Origin of the sequence: Bacillus sp. ISL-18, from assembly GCF_018613415.1 — a bacterium.
Taxonomy (GTDB): Bacteria; Bacillota; Bacilli; order Bacillales; family Cytobacillaceae; genus Neobacillus.
Map to the genome: position 1 here is coordinate 713,029 of NZ_JAGGQG010000002.1, position 14,684 is coordinate 727,712.

The following is a 14,684-nucleotide window of genomic DNA, read 5'->3' on the forward strand; positions in this document are numbered from 1 at the left end:
ATAAAAGTGAGAGGGGATTGTTTGTGTTTCGTAATGTCGCTGAATTAGTGGAATTGGCCAATAGTCAAAATAAAAAAATATCAGATATCATGGTTGAGCAAGAAGTGACTGTTACTGGCCGGACAAGGGAAGAAGTTCTTTCGTTTATGGACCGGAATTTAACAGTTATGGAGCAAGCAGTCGAGAGAGGCTTAAAAGGGGTTACTTCTCACTCAGGCTTAACTGGCGGAGATGCGGTTCTTATGCAAGCCTACATCGAAAAGGGCAATTTTTTAACGGGTGAAACGATTCTTGATGCGGTAAGTAAAGCGGTAGCTACAAATGAAGTGAATGCAGCTATGGGGACTATTTGTGCTACGCCGACCGCAGGCTCAGCAGGAGTGGTTCCAGGAACCTTGTTCGCCGTGACAAAAAAGCTCAACCCAACCAGAGAGCAAATGATTGCCTTTTTGTTTACCGCTGGTGCTTTCGGATTTGTGGTCGCTAATAATGCGTCCATTTCAGGAGCAGCCGGGGGCTGTCAAGCAGAGGTTGGATCCGCTGCAGGAATGGCGGCGGCGGCAATCGTTGAAATGGCAGGCGGTACTCCAAACCAGTGTGCGGAGGCAATGGCCATCACCCTAAAGAACATGCTTGGATTGGTCTGTGATCCGGTAGCTGGTCTTGTCGAGGTTCCTTGTGTGAAACGGAATGCGATGGGAGCAGCCAATGCAATGGTAGCGGCAGATATGGCTTTAGCTGGAATAACAAGCCGTATCCCATGTGATGAAGTAATCGACGCTATGTATCGAATCGGGCAATCAATGCCGACAGCCTTAAAAGAAACAGCGCAGGGAGGGTTGGCGGCTACACCGACAGGTCGTAGGCTAGAGGCTAAAATCTTCGGTATACCGCTCAAAGAAAAGTGAGTTCAGAACTAAATCAATCCATAACCGCCTTAAAAGGAATAGGGCAAGAAACGGCTGAATCTTTTGCGGAAATGAGGATCTATACAATCCGTGATTTATTAGAATACTTTCCATACCGATATGAAGATTACTCCCTTAAGGATTTAACCGAAGTACAGCATGATGAGAAAGTGACAGTAGAAGGGAAGGTTCATAGTGAGCCTTCTCTTAACTATTATGGAAGAAAAAAATCGAAGCTGACTATTCGGCTTTTTGTCGGTGCATATCTAATAAAAGTAGTCTTTTTTAATCAGCCCTATTTAAAAAATAAAATCAATATGAATGAAACGATTACGGTAACAGGAAAATGGGATGCCCATCGGCAAACGATAACAGCCAATGAAATGCAAACAGGCCCTAACACAAAAGCAAACGACTTTGAACCTGTTTACTCATTAAGAGGCAAAGTGACCACCAAAGGAATGCGAAAATTTATCCATCTTGCCTTCCAACAATATGGACAGCAGATCGAGGAGACCTTACCGGAAACGTTTCTGAAAAAATATCGCCTGATGGGCAAACGGGATGCGCTAAAAATCATGCACTTTCCGAATAGTCCAGCGGAAGTTAAGCAAGCAAGAAGGCGGTTTGTTTATGAAGAATTTCTTTTGTTTCAGTTGAAAATGCAGGCATTAAGGAAATTTGAACGCGAGCATTCACCAGGGATCAAACAAAAATATGATTTGGCCAAATTAATGGAGCTCATCGATAGTCTTCCTTTCCCATTAACAAATGCCCAAAAGAAAGTGGTTAATGAAATATTAGCAGATTTAAAATCTCCCTACCATATGAATCGGCTGCTCCAAGGCGATGTAGGCTCCGGTAAAACGGTTGTAGCCGCCATCGGTCTTTTTGCAACGGTTACAGCCGGCTATCAGGGAGCATTGATGGTGCCAACGGAAATACTGGCAGAACAGCACGCAGAATCGTTAAAGACTATGTTAGAACCCGTTAAGGTAAGATGTGAGCTATTAACCAGCTCCGTTAAAGGTAAGCAGAGACGAGAAATCCTTCAAGAACTAAAAGAAGGAAAGGTAGATATCTTAATTGGAACCCATGCACTAATCCAGAATGAGGTAACATTTAACAAGCTTGGCTTTGTGATTACAGATGAGCAGCACCGCTTCGGGGTTGAGCAGCGGAGAATTTTACGTGAAAAGGGTGAAAATCCTGATGTCTTGTTTATGACTGCTACCCCAATTCCTCGGACCCTTGCCATTACGGTTTTTGGAGAGATGGATGTTTCCATCATTGACGAAATGCCGGCAGGAAGAAAATCAATCGAGACCTATTGGGCAAAACCAGATATGCTAGAAAGAGTCCTTGGGTTTATTGAAAAGGAATTGAGGAAAGGTCATCAGGCCTATGTGATCTGTCCGCTCATAGAGGAGTCAGAAAAGCTGGACGTTCAAAATGCGATTGATGTTCATACCACTTTAAGCCACTTTTTTCAAAATCGCTTTCAAGTCGGCCTGATGCATGGCCGTTTATCATCAGAGGAGAAAGATTCAGTGATGAAGGCATTTAGTGAAAATGTGGTTCAAGTCCTTGTTTCTACCACTGTTGTCGAGGTGGGAGTCAATGTTCCTAATGCGACCATGATGGTTATTTATGATGCTGAGCGGTTTGGTCTTTCGCAATTGCATCAGCTGCGGGGCCGTGTTGGCCGTGGGAGTGCGCAATCCTATTGTGTACTGCTGGCAAATCCAAAAACAGAAGTTGGCCAGGAAAGAATGCGGATTATGACCGAAACCAATGATGGGTTTGTTTTAAGTGAAAAGGATTTAGAGCTAAGAGGCCCTGGCGACTTCTTTGGCAAAAAACAAAGTGGGGTCCCCGAGTTTAAGGTGGCCGATATGGTCCATGATTATCGGGCCCTAGAAACAGCCAGAAGTGATGCGAGTATGTTGATTAGTTCAGAGCTTTTTTGGACAGACCTCGAATATCAATATCTAAGAGATCAAATTAAAGAATCTGGTGTATTAGAAGGGGAAAAACTAGATTAAATCTGTAGAATTTTCTGGCTGCCTCCTAACCGTATCCTAGTGCCCGGCAACACGGTGCGATCCTTTGTAAATCGGGCACTTCTGAAACTTCTTTGAACATATCCAGCTCCGGCGCCCGGCGACTAGTGTACTTCACTAAACGGGCGCTTCCCTTTTCTTTTGTATTTTAATCTTGCAATCTGCTTTTTTAAATTTTATACTACTCTTAGTACCTAGTCATAAGAGCTCGGACGGTGTGAAAAATCATGAGAAGAAGCAAAAAGGATCGACAACAATTATTGACTTCTACAATTAAAGAGAATCCATTTATTACAGATGAGGAATTAGCGGAAAAATTTCAAGTTAGTGTACAGACCATTCGTCTGGATCGTTTGGAGCTATCGATACCGGAATTGCGGGAACGAATTAAAAACGTTGCTGAGAAACGGTTTGAAGATGAAGTCCGTTCCTTACCGTTAGAAGAAGTAATTGGGGAAATTATTCATATAGAATTAGACCAGAATGCCATCTCTATTTTTGATGTAAAAAAAGAACATGTGTTCAAGCGCAATAATATTGCACGCGGACATCATGTTTTTGCTCAAGCGAATTCTCTTGCCGTTGCTGTCATTAATGATGAATTGGCCTTAACAGCAAAAGCCAATATTCAATATATCCGGTCGGTAAATTTAAATGAACGGGTAATTGCCAAAGCAAAGGTAGCCAAAATAGAGGATACAGGGAGAACGTTTGTAGAAGTACATAGTTTTGTCAATAATGAACTGGTTTTTACCGGAGAATTTGAAATGTACCGTTCGAAAAATAATTAAGGGATGAGACATATGAAAATAGCAATCGATGCAATGGGCGGAGATCATGCCCCAAAAGAAGTAGTATTAGGTGCAATGAAGGCTGTTCAGTCCTTTTCTGATATACATATTACCCTTGTTGGGGACGAAAACAAAATCAATGAAACACTTAACGGACACGAAAGAATCTCTGTTATACATACCACGGAAGTGATTCTTGGCACAGATGAGCCAGTAAGAGCAGTTCGCCGGAAAAAAGATGCCTCGATGGTGTTAGCAGCTAAACAAGTGGTTGATGGATTAGCTGACGCATGCATCTCAGCGGGGAATACGGGAGCATTAATGGCAGCGGGATTATTTGTAGTCGGACGAATAGAAGGAATTGACAGGCCGGCCCTAGCGCCGACTTTACCAACCATTGGAGGGGAAGGCTTTCTCCTTTTAGATGTTGGGGCAAATGCCGACGCCAAGCCGGAACATTTAGTACAATATGCGATTATGGGTTCCATTTATAGTGAAAAGGTTAGAGGTATTAATCAGCCAAGAGTCGGGCTTTTAAATATCGGAACAGAAGAAAAAAAAGGTAATGAACTGACAAAAAACACGTTCGCTTTATTGAAAAACAGTAATCTGAATTTTGTTGGTAATGTCGAGGCACGTGATTTACTAGATGGCGTTGCGGACGTTGTGGTGACGGATGGCTTCACAGGTAATATGGTGTTAAAAACACTTGAAGGTACTGCACTATCAATGTTTAAAATGCTAAAAACGGCTTTAATGGGCAGCTTTACAAGTAAACTGGCTGCAGCCGTTCTAAAACCGAATCTAAAGACTTTAAAAAATACAATGGACTATTCAGAATATGGCGGGGCTGCCCTTTTTGGGTTAAAAGCACCTGTCATTAAGGCACATGGCTCTTCAAACGCCCAAGCCATCTTTAGTGCAATTAGGCAGACAAGGGAAATGGTCGGAAACGATGTGGTCCAATTAATTCAAAAAGCAGTTGAACAGTCAGATGCTGTTAAATAATAACGATTGAGGTGTTGAAATGAGTAAAATAGCCTTTGTTTTTCCTGGACAAGGTTCACAAACAGTTGGAATGGGGAAAGAGTTAGCGGAAAAACATTCAGAAATTATGGCGTATTTTTCAAAAGCTGATGAAAGATTGAATGTCCCTTTAAGCAAGCTAATCTTCGAAGGTCCAAAAGAAGAGTTGACGCTGACCTATAATACACAGCCTGCTTTGTTAACAACAAGTATCGCTATCTTAGACTTTTTTCAGCAATCTGGAATCAAAGCTGATTATGTTGCCGGACACAGCTTAGGAGAGTATACAGCTCTTGTTGCTGCCGGGGTGCTATCTTTTGAAGATGGAGTCTACGCTGTTCGCAAACGGGGCGAGTTTATGGAACATGCCGTGCCAAATGGCGAGGGATCGATGGCCGCAGTCCTTGGATTAGATCGAGATGCACTGCAAAAAGTAACAGAAGAGGTTAGTGGAACTGGTTTACCCGTTTCATTAGCAAATTTAAATTGTCCTGGCCAGATTGTTATCTCAGGTTCAAGGGAAGGTGTCAAGATCGCCGGGGAGAAAGCGAAAGAAGCAGGAGCAAAACGAGTACTCCCACTCGAAGTAAGTGGACCGTTCCATTCGACATTAATGAAACCCGCAGCTAATCAATTGCGTGAAGTTCTAGATGGACTTGAAATGAAGAATGCCGAAATTCCTGTCATAGCAAACGTTACCGCCGAACCAATCCGTACGAGTTTGGAAATTAAAGATAAGTTAATTGAACAACTATACTCTCCAGTATTATGGGAAGATTCCGTTGAAAAAATGATCAGCCTTGGGGTTGATACATTTATTGAAATTGGACCTGGTAAGGTGCTTACAGGCCTAATTAAAAAAATTGATAAGACAGTCAAAACATATTCTGTATCGGATGAGGCGAGCGCCCAAGCAGTATTGGACGCCTTAAAGGAGGAAAAACTATGATTTTAGCAGGGAAATTTGCTCTTGTTACAGGAGCATCCCGAGGAATCGGCAGAGAAATTGCGCTAGAATTGGCGAGACAAGGTGCGAATGTTGCTGTCAATTATGCTGGCAGTGAAGCAAAAGCAAATGAAGTTGTCGATGAGATTAAGGCCCTTGGCAGAGATGCCTTCACTGTGAAATGTAATGTAGCTGATTCCGAAGAAGTGATTGAAATGGTTAAAACCACAGTTGACCGCTTTGGAAGACTAGACATCCTCGTCAATAATGCAGGGATTACCAGAGATAATCTTTTAATGAGAATGAAGGAAGAGGAATGGGATGATGTCATCAATACCAACCTAAAGGGTGTGTTCCTCTCTACAAAAGCCGTGACCAGACAAATGATGAAGCAGCGTGTAGGCCGGATCATTAATATTGCTTCTGTTGTCGGGGTAAGCGGCAATCCAGGTCAAGCCAACTATGTGGCGGCAAAGGCTGGTGTGATTGGCTTAACGAAAACAACTGCCAAAGAACTGGCTTCCCGTAATATTACCGTAAACGCTATTGCGCCTGGGTTTATTACCACTGATATGACAGATCAAATATCGGAAGAAGTAAAGGCAGAAATGTTAAAGCAAATCCCTCTAGCACGTTTAGGAGAACCGAAGGATATTGCTAAAATTACCGCTTTTATCGCATCAGATGATTCCGCTTATATTACTGGGCAAACTTTCCATGTTAATGGCGGAATGGTAATGTAATTAGAAAAGCCAAAGCTCCCTGACAGGGCCGCTTGTGCTGGACATTTCTTAGAGTAAAAAATTTCTTATAAAAGATTATGTATTATTTTAATGAAATACTCTATAATAGCTTGAGGGGAGGTGAACAAGCATGGCAGAGGTATTAGAACGTGTTACAAAAATCATCGTTGACCGCTTAGGCGTTGATGAATCTCAAGTTAAGCTTGAAGCTTCATTTAAAGATGATCTTGGCGCTGATTCCCTTGACGTAGTTGAACTAGTAATGGAATTAGAAGATGAGTTCGATATGGAAATTTCTGACGATGATGCTGAAAAAATCAGTACAGTTGGTGATGCTGTTAATTACATAAATAGCAGTAAATAATCCCGTTAGATTTATTCAAAAGCTCCGTTTTCAAACGGAGCTTTATTATGTCTAGCGACGGCGCCAAGGGGCTCAGAGGTCTAAGCCAATCCGTCGAGAAGGCTAAAGAGCAGCCTTCCCGCCGGATTGGCTTATGCCTGTCGCCCCTGAGCATGGCGCCTTTGCTTTTCTTAATGTATGATAGAACTTGGCAGTGAGCTTGGCAAAACTATCTGCCAAGTTTCTTTGCGTTTTCATAAAAACTTTTTTAAACTCATAGTAAGTAGTTTGTAAATTTGATGCAAGGTGGAGAAATTCATGCGCAAGAATGGTAAAGAAAATGAAGTCAATCGCGCAAAAGAAAATCAATTTAAGGATTTTCAAACTTCAATCGGTGTGACGATTGAAAACGAAAAATTATTAAAACAAGCATTTACTCATTCATCCTATGTGAATGAGCATCGCAGAAAGCCATTCGAAGATAATGAAAGGCTTGAATTTTTAGGAGACGCTGTCCTCGAATTAACGGTTTCACAATTCCTATTTAAAAAATACCCTACGATGACGGAAGGAGAATTAACGAAACTGCGTGCTGCCATCGTGTGTGAACCTTCACTGGTAGCCTTTGCAAATGACCTGAATTTTGGTAGATACATTTTGCTTGGCAAAGGGGAAGAGATGACTGGCGGCAGGGAACGTCCAGCACTGCTTGCAGACGTGTTTGAAGCCTTCATTGGTGCGTTATATTTGGATCAGGGAATTGAAAAGGTTGTTGAATTTCTAGAGAGAGTGGTCTTTCCTAAAATAAATGCCGGTGCTTTTTCTCATGTGATGGATTTTAAAAGTCAATTGCAGGAACTTGTTCAGCGCGATGGAGCTGGTATGATTGAATATCGTGTTCTTCAGGAAAAAGGGCCTGCCCATAATAAGGAATTTGTTTCGAGAGTATCACTTAATGGAGCAGAACTGGGTGTGGGTTCAGGAAAATCCAAGAAGGAAGCGGAGCAGCATGCGGCTGAAATGGCCCTTAAGGTATTAAAAACAAAAACAACCTAGAAATGACATGTTGGCAGGAGTAATCCCCGTGCAGCATAGGGAGGATAAAGAAATGTTTTTAAAACGGTTGGACATTATTGGCTTTAAATCTTTTGCTGAACGCATTGAAGTTGATTTTGTTCCTGGAGTAACGGCTGTAGTGGGTCCAAATGGCAGCGGCAAAAGTAATATTACCGATGCCATTCGCTGGGTATTAGGGGAACAATCAGCAAAGTCTTTAAGGGGCAGCAAGATGGAAGATATCATTTTTGCCGGAAGCGATTCTAGAAAAGCCCTTAATTTTGCTGAAGTCACCCTGACATTAGACAATACCGATCAAGGATTAGGGATTGATTTTAATGAGGTTAGTGTGACTAGAAGAGTTTCCCGCTCGGGTGATAGTGACTTTTTCATAAATAAACAGTCATGCCGTCTTAAGGATATTATTGATTTATTTATGGATTCAGGTCTTGGCCGGGAAGCCTTTTCGATCATCAGCCAAGGAAAAGTAGAAGAAATTTTAAATAGCAAGGCAGAGGACCGCCGCACCATTTTTGAAGAGGCTGCAGGAGTCTTAAAATATAAAAACCGTAAGAAAAAGGCAGAAGTGAAACTGTTTGAAACACAGGATAATTTAAATCGTGTCCATGATATCCTCCATGAACTGGAAGGACAGGTGGAACCGTTAAAAATTCAAGCTTCCATGGCAAGGGATTTTCTAGAGAAAAAAGAAGAGCTTGAATCGATTGAGGTGGCCTTAACGGTTTTTGAAATTGAAGACCTTCACCAAAAATGGGAACAACTTTCCAAACAGTTAGAAGAGCACCAACAGGAAGAACTTAAGCTGTCCTCAGAATTACAAGTTAAGGAAGCGGCGATTGTAGAAACAAGGGACAAAATGGCTGCCATGGATGAGTCTATCACAGACTTACAGAATGTACTCTTACATGCCAGTGAAGAGCTTGAAAAGCTTGAAGGCAGGAAAGAGGTACTCAAAGAACGGAAAAAGAACGCATCGCAAAATAAAGAACAGTTAAGAAGTAATATTACAGAACTAACCGAACGCATTAATCAGTTAAAGAATAATCGGGATATACAGGCTGAAGCAGTAAAGGATTTAAAAATCCAGGTTGAAAAACTGCAATCCGAATTAAAAGAGCGCCAAGAGAAGCTGCCTCTCTATTCGGAGAATATCGAAGAAAAAATTGAAGCGTTAAAAAGTGAATATATTGATTTATTGAACGATCAAGCTGGTGCAAAAAATGAACTAAAATATATCGAGCAGCAATTGGAGCAGCAGGCACGTAGAGGAACACGTCTTGATGCTGAAAATGAGAAATATCTCGAAGAGCGTCAAATCACGCAAAACAACAAGATGGAAGTTCAAGCTGCCTTAGAAGAGGTACAAAAGAAACTAGCTAGTCAATTGGTATCGTATCGTGAGGGACAGCGTGAGCTTGAAACCGTTAAAAATAATTACGAGAAACAAGAAAAAACGTTATATCAAGCCTATCAGCTTCTTCAGCAGGCAAAGTCTCGAAAAGAAATGCTTGAAGAGATGGAAGAAGACTTTGCGGGCTTTTTTCAAGGTGTAAAAGAGGTATTAAAGGCTCGTGACCAAAAGTTAAAGGGAATTGAAGGGGCAGTTGCTGAACTTGTAACCGTTCCAAAGAATTATGAAACGGCTTTAGAGACAGCCCTTGGCGGTGCCCTTCAGCATATTGTTGTGGATAACGAGCAGAATGCCAGAACGGCTATTCAATATTTGAAGCAGAATTCATTTGGACGGGCTACATTTTTACCGTTGAGTGTGATTAAAGGGCGGTCGTTATCAACAGCCCAGCTTTCTTCCATTCAAAACCATCCTTCGTTGATTGGACCGGCTGTCAGTCTCGTAACATTTGATTCAAAGTATGCAGAGGTTATGAATAACCTGCTTGGGAATGTGGTCATAACAAAGGACTTAAAAGGTGCAAACGAATTAGCCAAAATCCTTCAATACCGCGCAAGAATGGTAACATTGGACGGCGATATCGTTAACCCGGGCGGATCGATGACTGGAGGAGCGCTTAAGCAAAAAACGACGTCCCTGTTATCGAGAAAAGGGGAGCTTGAAAACTTAAAAGAAAAGCTCACCATGATGGAAGAAAAAACAGCAGGCTTGGAGACGGCTGTTAAAAGGCTAAAAGCAGAGGTTCAACAGGCTGAAAGCCAAGTAGAGGAGATTCGCCAAGATGGGGAGTCCTTAAGAGTAACGGAGCAATCTGTCAAGGGGGAGCTTCGTGAGGCAGAGATGCAGGAGAAGAACCTGAATGATCGATTAGCCCTTTACGACCTTGAAAAAGGGCAATTGACAGAAGAAAGAGAGTCACTTTTAAAAAGAAAAAATGAATTAGCGGACGCTTTCGAGTCCTATAAGGTAACAATTGCCGAACTAGATGCCCAAATTGCGAAACTAACAGAACAAAAGACAAGTGATCTGAGCTCGAAAGAAACGTTGACGAACGAAATTAATGAATTGAAGGTTGAATTTGCTTCAAAGAATGAACAGCTTACACATGCAAAAGAACGCTTAACGATGCTCAATGCTGATTTAAACGAGAGTGAGCAAAAACTTGTTGTTTTTACAGAAGATCTTAACCTGTTAACATCGGAAATGACGAATAGTTCCTCAGGTGAAGAACAATTAGAAGCAGCTGCCAAAAGGAAGCAACAGGATAAAGAAGCAACACTACAGTTAATCACCGAACGAAGACAAGAACGGTTAACCATGCAGGACTCTCTCGAAGATACAGAACTAGATGCCAAAGAGTTAAAGAGACTTCACAAAGGGATGATCGTGGTTCTAAAGGATGAAGAAGTAAAGATTAACCGCTTAGATGTGGAACTCGAAAATCGGCTTGCGCAGTTAAGAGAGGAATACCTCTTATCCTTTGAGGGGGCGAAGGAACAATATCCATTAACCGTTCCCGTAGAAGAAGCAAGGAAAAGGGTCAAATTAATCAAGCTTGCCATTGAAGAGCTCGGCAATGTCAACTTAGGCGCCATTGAAGAATATGAACGCGTGTCTGAACGTTATGAGTTCTTAAATGAACAAAAGACAGACCTGCAAGAAGCTAAAGATACCCTCTATAAGGTGATTGGGGAAATGGATACAGAAATGAAGAGACGTTTCGAACATACCTTTGAGGGGATTCGCGAACATTTCGAACCGACATTTCGGACTCTGTTTGGCGGCGGAAGGGCTGACTTAGTTTTAACCATGCCGGATGATTTATTAAATACTGGTGTAGAAATTGTTGCGCAGCCGCCTGGAAAGAAACTTCAGAACCTTGGACTTTTATCCGGAGGAGAGCGTGCCCTTACGGCAATTGCCTTATTATTTTCGATTTTAAAAGTACGTCCGGTTCCATTCTGTATCCTTGATGAAGTGGAAGCAGCCCTGGATGAAGCCAATGTTCACCGCTTCAGCCAATATTTAAAAAAGTATAGTCAAGAAACACAATTTATTGTCATTACGCACCGAAAAGGTACGATGGAAGAGGCCGATGTCCTTTACGGAGTAACGATGCAGGAATCGGGTGTTTCAAAACTAGTATCTGTCCGTTTGGAGGATACAAAAGAATTAGTTAAATCTTAATATGAAGGAAGTGAAGAGATGAGTTTTTTTAAAAAATTAAAAGAAAAAATTTCAAAATCTACGGATTCGGTGACGGAAAAGTTTAAGGAAGGGTTAAGCAAAACACGAGATAATTTTTCCGGAAAAGTAAATGATTTAGTCGCGAGGTACCGTAAAGTCGATGAAGACTTTTTTGAAGAATTAGAGGAAATCCTGATTCAGGCGGATGTCGGTTTTGATACCGTCATGCAGTTAATCGATGAGCTTAAAATGGAAGTAAAACGGCGTAACATTCAAGATCCGCAAGACGTGCAAAGTGTCATCTCTGAGAAGCTGGTTGACATATATAATGCGGGTGAAGAACAATCCTCAAAAATAAACATCCAAGAAGATGGTTTAACTGTCATATTATTTGTTGGGGTTAATGGAGTTGGAAAAACAACTACGATTGGAAAGCTCGGTCATAAGTTCAAGAGTGAAGGGAAGAAAGTGTTAATGGCAGCAGGTGATACCTTCCGTGCCGGTGCCATTGAACAGCTAGAAGTATGGGGCGAAAGAGTTGGAGTGGAAGTCATTAAGCAGGCAGAAGGATCTGATCCGGCCGCTGTGATGTATGATGCCATTCAAGCAGCTAAATCACGCCGTGCCGACATTTTATTGTGTGATACAGCAGGCCGTCTGCAAAACAAAGTGAATTTAATGAAAGAATTAGAAAAAGTGAAACGGGTAATTGAACGCGAGATCCCTGGCGCCCCGCATGAAGTGATTCTAGTACTGGATGCAACAACCGGTCAGAATGCACTCATCCAGGCAAAGACGTTTAAAGAAGTAACAAATGTTAGCGGAATTGTTCTATCTAAACTAGATGGTACGGCAAAGGGCGGGATTGTTTTAGCCATTCGCAATGAATTAAAAATCCCTGTCAAATTTGTTGGTCTCGGCGAAAAAATGGATGATCTGCAAGAATTTGATGCTGAAAAATATGTATATGGACTATTTGCTGATCAAGTCGAAAAAACAGAATAGGTTGTAAAGGTATTATCTTGACAGATAGGACAGGAGCCTGTAAACTACTTTTGTAAAGGCTTTTCACTTAACAATAGTATCGGAGGGATGACTGGCATGATGCTTGAAAAGACAACGCGAATGAATTATCTATATGATTTCTACTATTCGCTGTTAACTCCAAAGCAACAAAGCTATATGTCTCTCTATTATTTAGATGATTACTCTCTAGGAGAAATTGCTGAAGAGTATGACGTAAGCAGGCAAGCTGTTTATGATAATATAAAACGGACTGAAGCAATGCTCGAGGAGTATGAGGAAAAGCTGTTATTATTTCAGAAATTTCAAGAGCGTACAAGATTAATCAGGGACATGAAAGAATTGCTTAATGAGGAGAACCCATCAAAAGCAGCATTATTAAAAATGGCTACTGAGCTTGAGAAATTAGATTAGGAGGCGGCATAAATGGCATTTGAAGGATTAGCCGACCGACTGCAAAATACGATCCAAAAAATCCGCGGAAAAGGAAAGGTCTCGGAAGCGGACGTCAAAGAAATGATGCGTGAAGTTCGTCTTGCTCTACTTGAAGCAGACGTTAACTTCAAGGTTGTCAAAGATTTCGTAAAAAAAGTCAGTGAGCGGGCTGTAGGACAAGAGGTCCTCAAAAGTTTAACTCCAGGGCAGCAAATTATAAAAATCGTTAACGAAGAACTAACAGCGTTAATGGGGGGCGAGCAAAGCAAAATTGCTGTTTCTAATCGTCCACCGACGGTTATTATGATGGTTGGACTGCAAGGTGCCGGTAAAACAACGACAACAGGCAAGCTGTCGTTGTTACTTCGTAAAAAGTATAACCGGAAACCATTGCTGGTTGCGGCTGATATTTATCGTCCAGCGGCAATTAAGCAGCTCCAAACCTTGGGGAAACAATTGGATATGCCCGTATTCTCGCTTGGTGACCAAGTGAGTCCTGTCGAAATTGCTAAGCAAGCAATTGCCAAAGCAAAGGAAGATCATCATGATTATGTGTTGATTGATACAGCCGGACGTCTCCATGTGGACGAAGCTTTAATGGACGAGTTAAAGGACATTAAAGAACTAACAAAACCAGACGAAATTTTCCTTGTTGTGGATGCAATGACTGGACAGGATGCTGTTAATGTCGCTCAAAGCTTTAACGAACAGCTTGGCTTAACAGGTGTAGTTCTAACGAAGCTTGATGGCGATACCCGTGGCGGGGCAGCCCTATCTATTCGGGCAGTGACCCAGACACCGATTAAATTTGTCGGTCTTGGCGAAAAAATGGATGCACTTGAGCCATTTTATCCTGAACGAATGGCATCGCGGATCTTAGGCATGGGTGATGTGCTGACACTGATTGAAAAGGCACAAGCCAATGTTGACGAAGAGAAAGCCAAAGAGTTAGAACAGAAAATGCGGACGGCTTCGTTTACGCTCGAAGACTTTTTAGATCAACTTGGCCAAGTTCGAAACTTAGGTCCACTGGATGAATTGTTGAAGATGATGCCTGGGGCTAATAAAATCAAAGGTTTGAATAATATTCAAATCGATGAAAAGCAAATTGCCCATGTGGAAGCAATTATCCAATCGATGACAAAGGCCGAGAAAAATAATCCGGAAATTCTAAATGCTAACCGCAAGCGGAGAATTGCCAAAGGAAGCGGACGACCAGTAACGGAAATTAACCGCTTATTAAAGCAATTCGAGGACATGAAGAAAATGATGAAGCAAATGTCCGGAATGCAGATGAAGGGCAAGAAAAAGGGCGGATTTAAATTTCCTTTTAAGTTTTAGAGTTAAAAAAATTGGTAATAATGGTTGTAAAGAAAAAACACTTTACAAACTATAAAAGAATTGATATTATACTATCTTGTGTGAAACTATTCGGAGGTGCTTATTTAAAATGGCAGTAAAAATTCGTTTAAAGCGTATGGGAGCTAAGAAAACTCCTTTCTATCGTATTGTAGTAGCAGATTCTCGTTCACCACGTGACGGACGTTACATTGAAATCGTTGGAACTTACAATCCAGTTGCAGAACCAGCTAAAGTTGACATCAACGAAGAATTAGCTCTTAAATGGTTAAAAGACGGTGCGAAGCCATCTGATACAGTTCGTAACCTTTTCTCAAACCAAGGCATCATGGAAAAATTCCATAATGCAAAATTAAACAAGTAATTGTTAAA

At 41.5% G+C, this 14,684-nt stretch carries 13 protein-coding genes; all 13 read left to right on the forward strand.

The features are described 5' to 3' along the window. Positions 1 to 23: 23 nt before the first annotated feature. A complete protein-coding gene (sdaAA, locus tag J7E81_RS03580) occupies positions 24 to 908 on the forward strand; it encodes an L-serine ammonia-lyase, iron-sulfur-dependent, subunit alpha (protein ID WP_215040752.1) in 885 nt (294 codons plus the stop codon). Then, positions 905 to 2,953: an ATP-dependent DNA helicase RecG gene (gene recG, locus J7E81_RS03585; RefSeq protein WP_215040753.1), complete on the forward strand. Its 2,049-nt coding sequence runs from the start codon at positions 905 to 907 to the stop codon at positions 2,951 to 2,953. Before sdaAA ends, recG begins: the two co-directional genes overlap by 4 nt. Positions 2,954 to 3,198: 245 nt before the next feature. Continuing rightward, positions 3,199 to 3,762: a transcription factor FapR gene (gene fapR / locus J7E81_RS03590; RefSeq protein WP_215040754.1), complete on the forward strand. Its 564-nt coding sequence runs from the start codon at positions 3,199 to 3,201 to the stop codon at positions 3,760 to 3,762. Between the two features lie 12 nt (positions 3,763 to 3,774). Next, entirely contained in the window at positions 3,775 to 4,770 is a 996-nt protein-coding gene (gene plsX, locus J7E81_RS03595) for a phosphate acyltransferase PlsX (RefSeq protein WP_215040755.1), read from the forward strand. Positions 4,771 to 4,789: 19 nt separating this feature from the next. Next, a complete protein-coding gene (gene fabD / locus J7E81_RS03600) occupies positions 4,790 to 5,737 on the forward strand; it encodes an ACP S-malonyltransferase (protein ID WP_215040756.1) in 948 nt (315 codons plus the stop codon). Next, positions 5,734 to 6,477, forward strand: a complete 744-nt coding sequence (gene fabG, locus J7E81_RS03605; RefSeq protein ID WP_215040757.1) for a 3-oxoacyl-[acyl-carrier-protein] reductase — start codon at positions 5,734 to 5,736, stop codon at positions 6,475 to 6,477. Before fabD ends, fabG begins: the two co-directional genes overlap by 4 nt. A 130-nt stretch (positions 6,478 to 6,607) precedes the next feature. Then, positions 6,608 to 6,841, forward strand: coding sequence for an acyl carrier protein (acpP, locus tag J7E81_RS03610; protein ID WP_098528750.1), 234 nt, complete (start codon positions 6,608 to 6,610; stop codon positions 6,839 to 6,841). A gap of 297 nt (positions 6,842 to 7,138) precedes the next feature. Continuing rightward, positions 7,139 to 7,876: a ribonuclease III gene (gene rnc, locus J7E81_RS03615; protein WP_215040758.1), complete on the forward strand. Its 738-nt coding sequence runs from the start codon at positions 7,139 to 7,141 to the stop codon at positions 7,874 to 7,876. Between the two features lie 52 nt (positions 7,877 to 7,928). Next, complete coding sequence (smc, locus tag J7E81_RS03620) at positions 7,929 to 11,495, forward strand: chromosome segregation protein SMC (RefSeq protein ID WP_215040759.1); 3,567 nt, start codon at positions 7,929 to 7,931, stop codon at positions 11,493 to 11,495. An 18-nt stretch (positions 11,496 to 11,513) separates the two neighbouring features. After that, positions 11,514 to 12,500 (forward strand): signal recognition particle-docking protein FtsY, encoded by a 987-nt coding sequence (ftsY, locus tag J7E81_RS03625; protein WP_215040760.1) that lies wholly within the window; start codon positions 11,514 to 11,516, stop codon positions 12,498 to 12,500. Between the two features lie 99 nt (positions 12,501 to 12,599). Further along, positions 12,600 to 12,932: a putative DNA-binding protein gene (locus tag J7E81_RS03630; RefSeq protein ID WP_215041202.1), complete on the forward strand. Its 333-nt coding sequence runs from the start codon at positions 12,600 to 12,602 to the stop codon at positions 12,930 to 12,932. A 12-nt stretch (positions 12,933 to 12,944) separates the two neighbouring features. Further along, positions 12,945 to 14,294 carry a signal recognition particle protein gene (gene ffh, locus J7E81_RS03635; RefSeq protein ID WP_215040761.1) on the forward strand — a complete coding sequence of 450 codons (1,350 nt, stop codon included), beginning with the start codon at positions 12,945 to 12,947 and terminating at the stop codon, positions 14,292 to 14,294. 109 nt (positions 14,295 to 14,403) lie between these two features. Further along, positions 14,404 to 14,676: a 30S ribosomal protein S16 gene (gene rpsP, locus J7E81_RS03640; protein ID WP_215040762.1), complete on the forward strand. Its 273-nt coding sequence runs from the start codon at positions 14,404 to 14,406 to the stop codon at positions 14,674 to 14,676. The last annotated feature ends 8 nt before the right edge of the window (positions 14,677 to 14,684 follow it).

Bases quoted from the DNA above. Each gene is read 5' to 3' on its own strand.
- fabD (WP_215040756.1), top strand. From the start codon at position 4,790: ATGAGTAAAATAGCCTTTGTTTTTCCTGGACAAGGTTCACAAACAGTT.
- ffh (WP_215040761.1), top strand. From the start codon at position 12,945: ATGGCATTTGAAGGATTAGCCGACCGACTGCAAAATACGATCCAAAAA.
- smc (WP_215040759.1), top strand. From the start codon at position 7,929: ATGTTTTTAAAACGGTTGGACATTATTGGCTTTAAATCTTTTGCTGAA.
- fabG (WP_215040757.1), top strand. From the start codon at position 5,734: ATGATTTTAGCAGGGAAATTTGCTCTTGTTACAGGAGCATCCCGAGGA.
- ftsY (WP_215040760.1), top strand. From the start codon at position 11,514: ATGAGTTTTTTTAAAAAATTAAAAGAAAAAATTTCAAAATCTACGGAT.
- rpsP (WP_215040762.1), top strand. From the start codon at position 14,404: ATGGCAGTAAAAATTCGTTTAAAGCGTATGGGAGCTAAGAAAACTCCT.
- fapR (WP_215040754.1), top strand. From the start codon at position 3,199: ATGAGAAGAAGCAAAAAGGATCGACAACAATTATTGACTTCTACAATT.
- J7E81_RS03630 (WP_215041202.1), top strand. From the start codon at position 12,600: ATGCTTGAAAAGACAACGCGAATGAATTATCTATATGATTTCTACTAT.
- acpP (WP_098528750.1), top strand. From the start codon at position 6,608: ATGGCAGAGGTATTAGAACGTGTTACAAAAATCATCGTTGACCGCTTA.
- rnc (WP_215040758.1), top strand. From the start codon at position 7,139: ATGCGCAAGAATGGTAAAGAAAATGAAGTCAATCGCGCAAAAGAAAAT.
- plsX (WP_215040755.1), top strand. From the start codon at position 3,775: ATGAAAATAGCAATCGATGCAATGGGCGGAGATCATGCCCCAAAAGAA.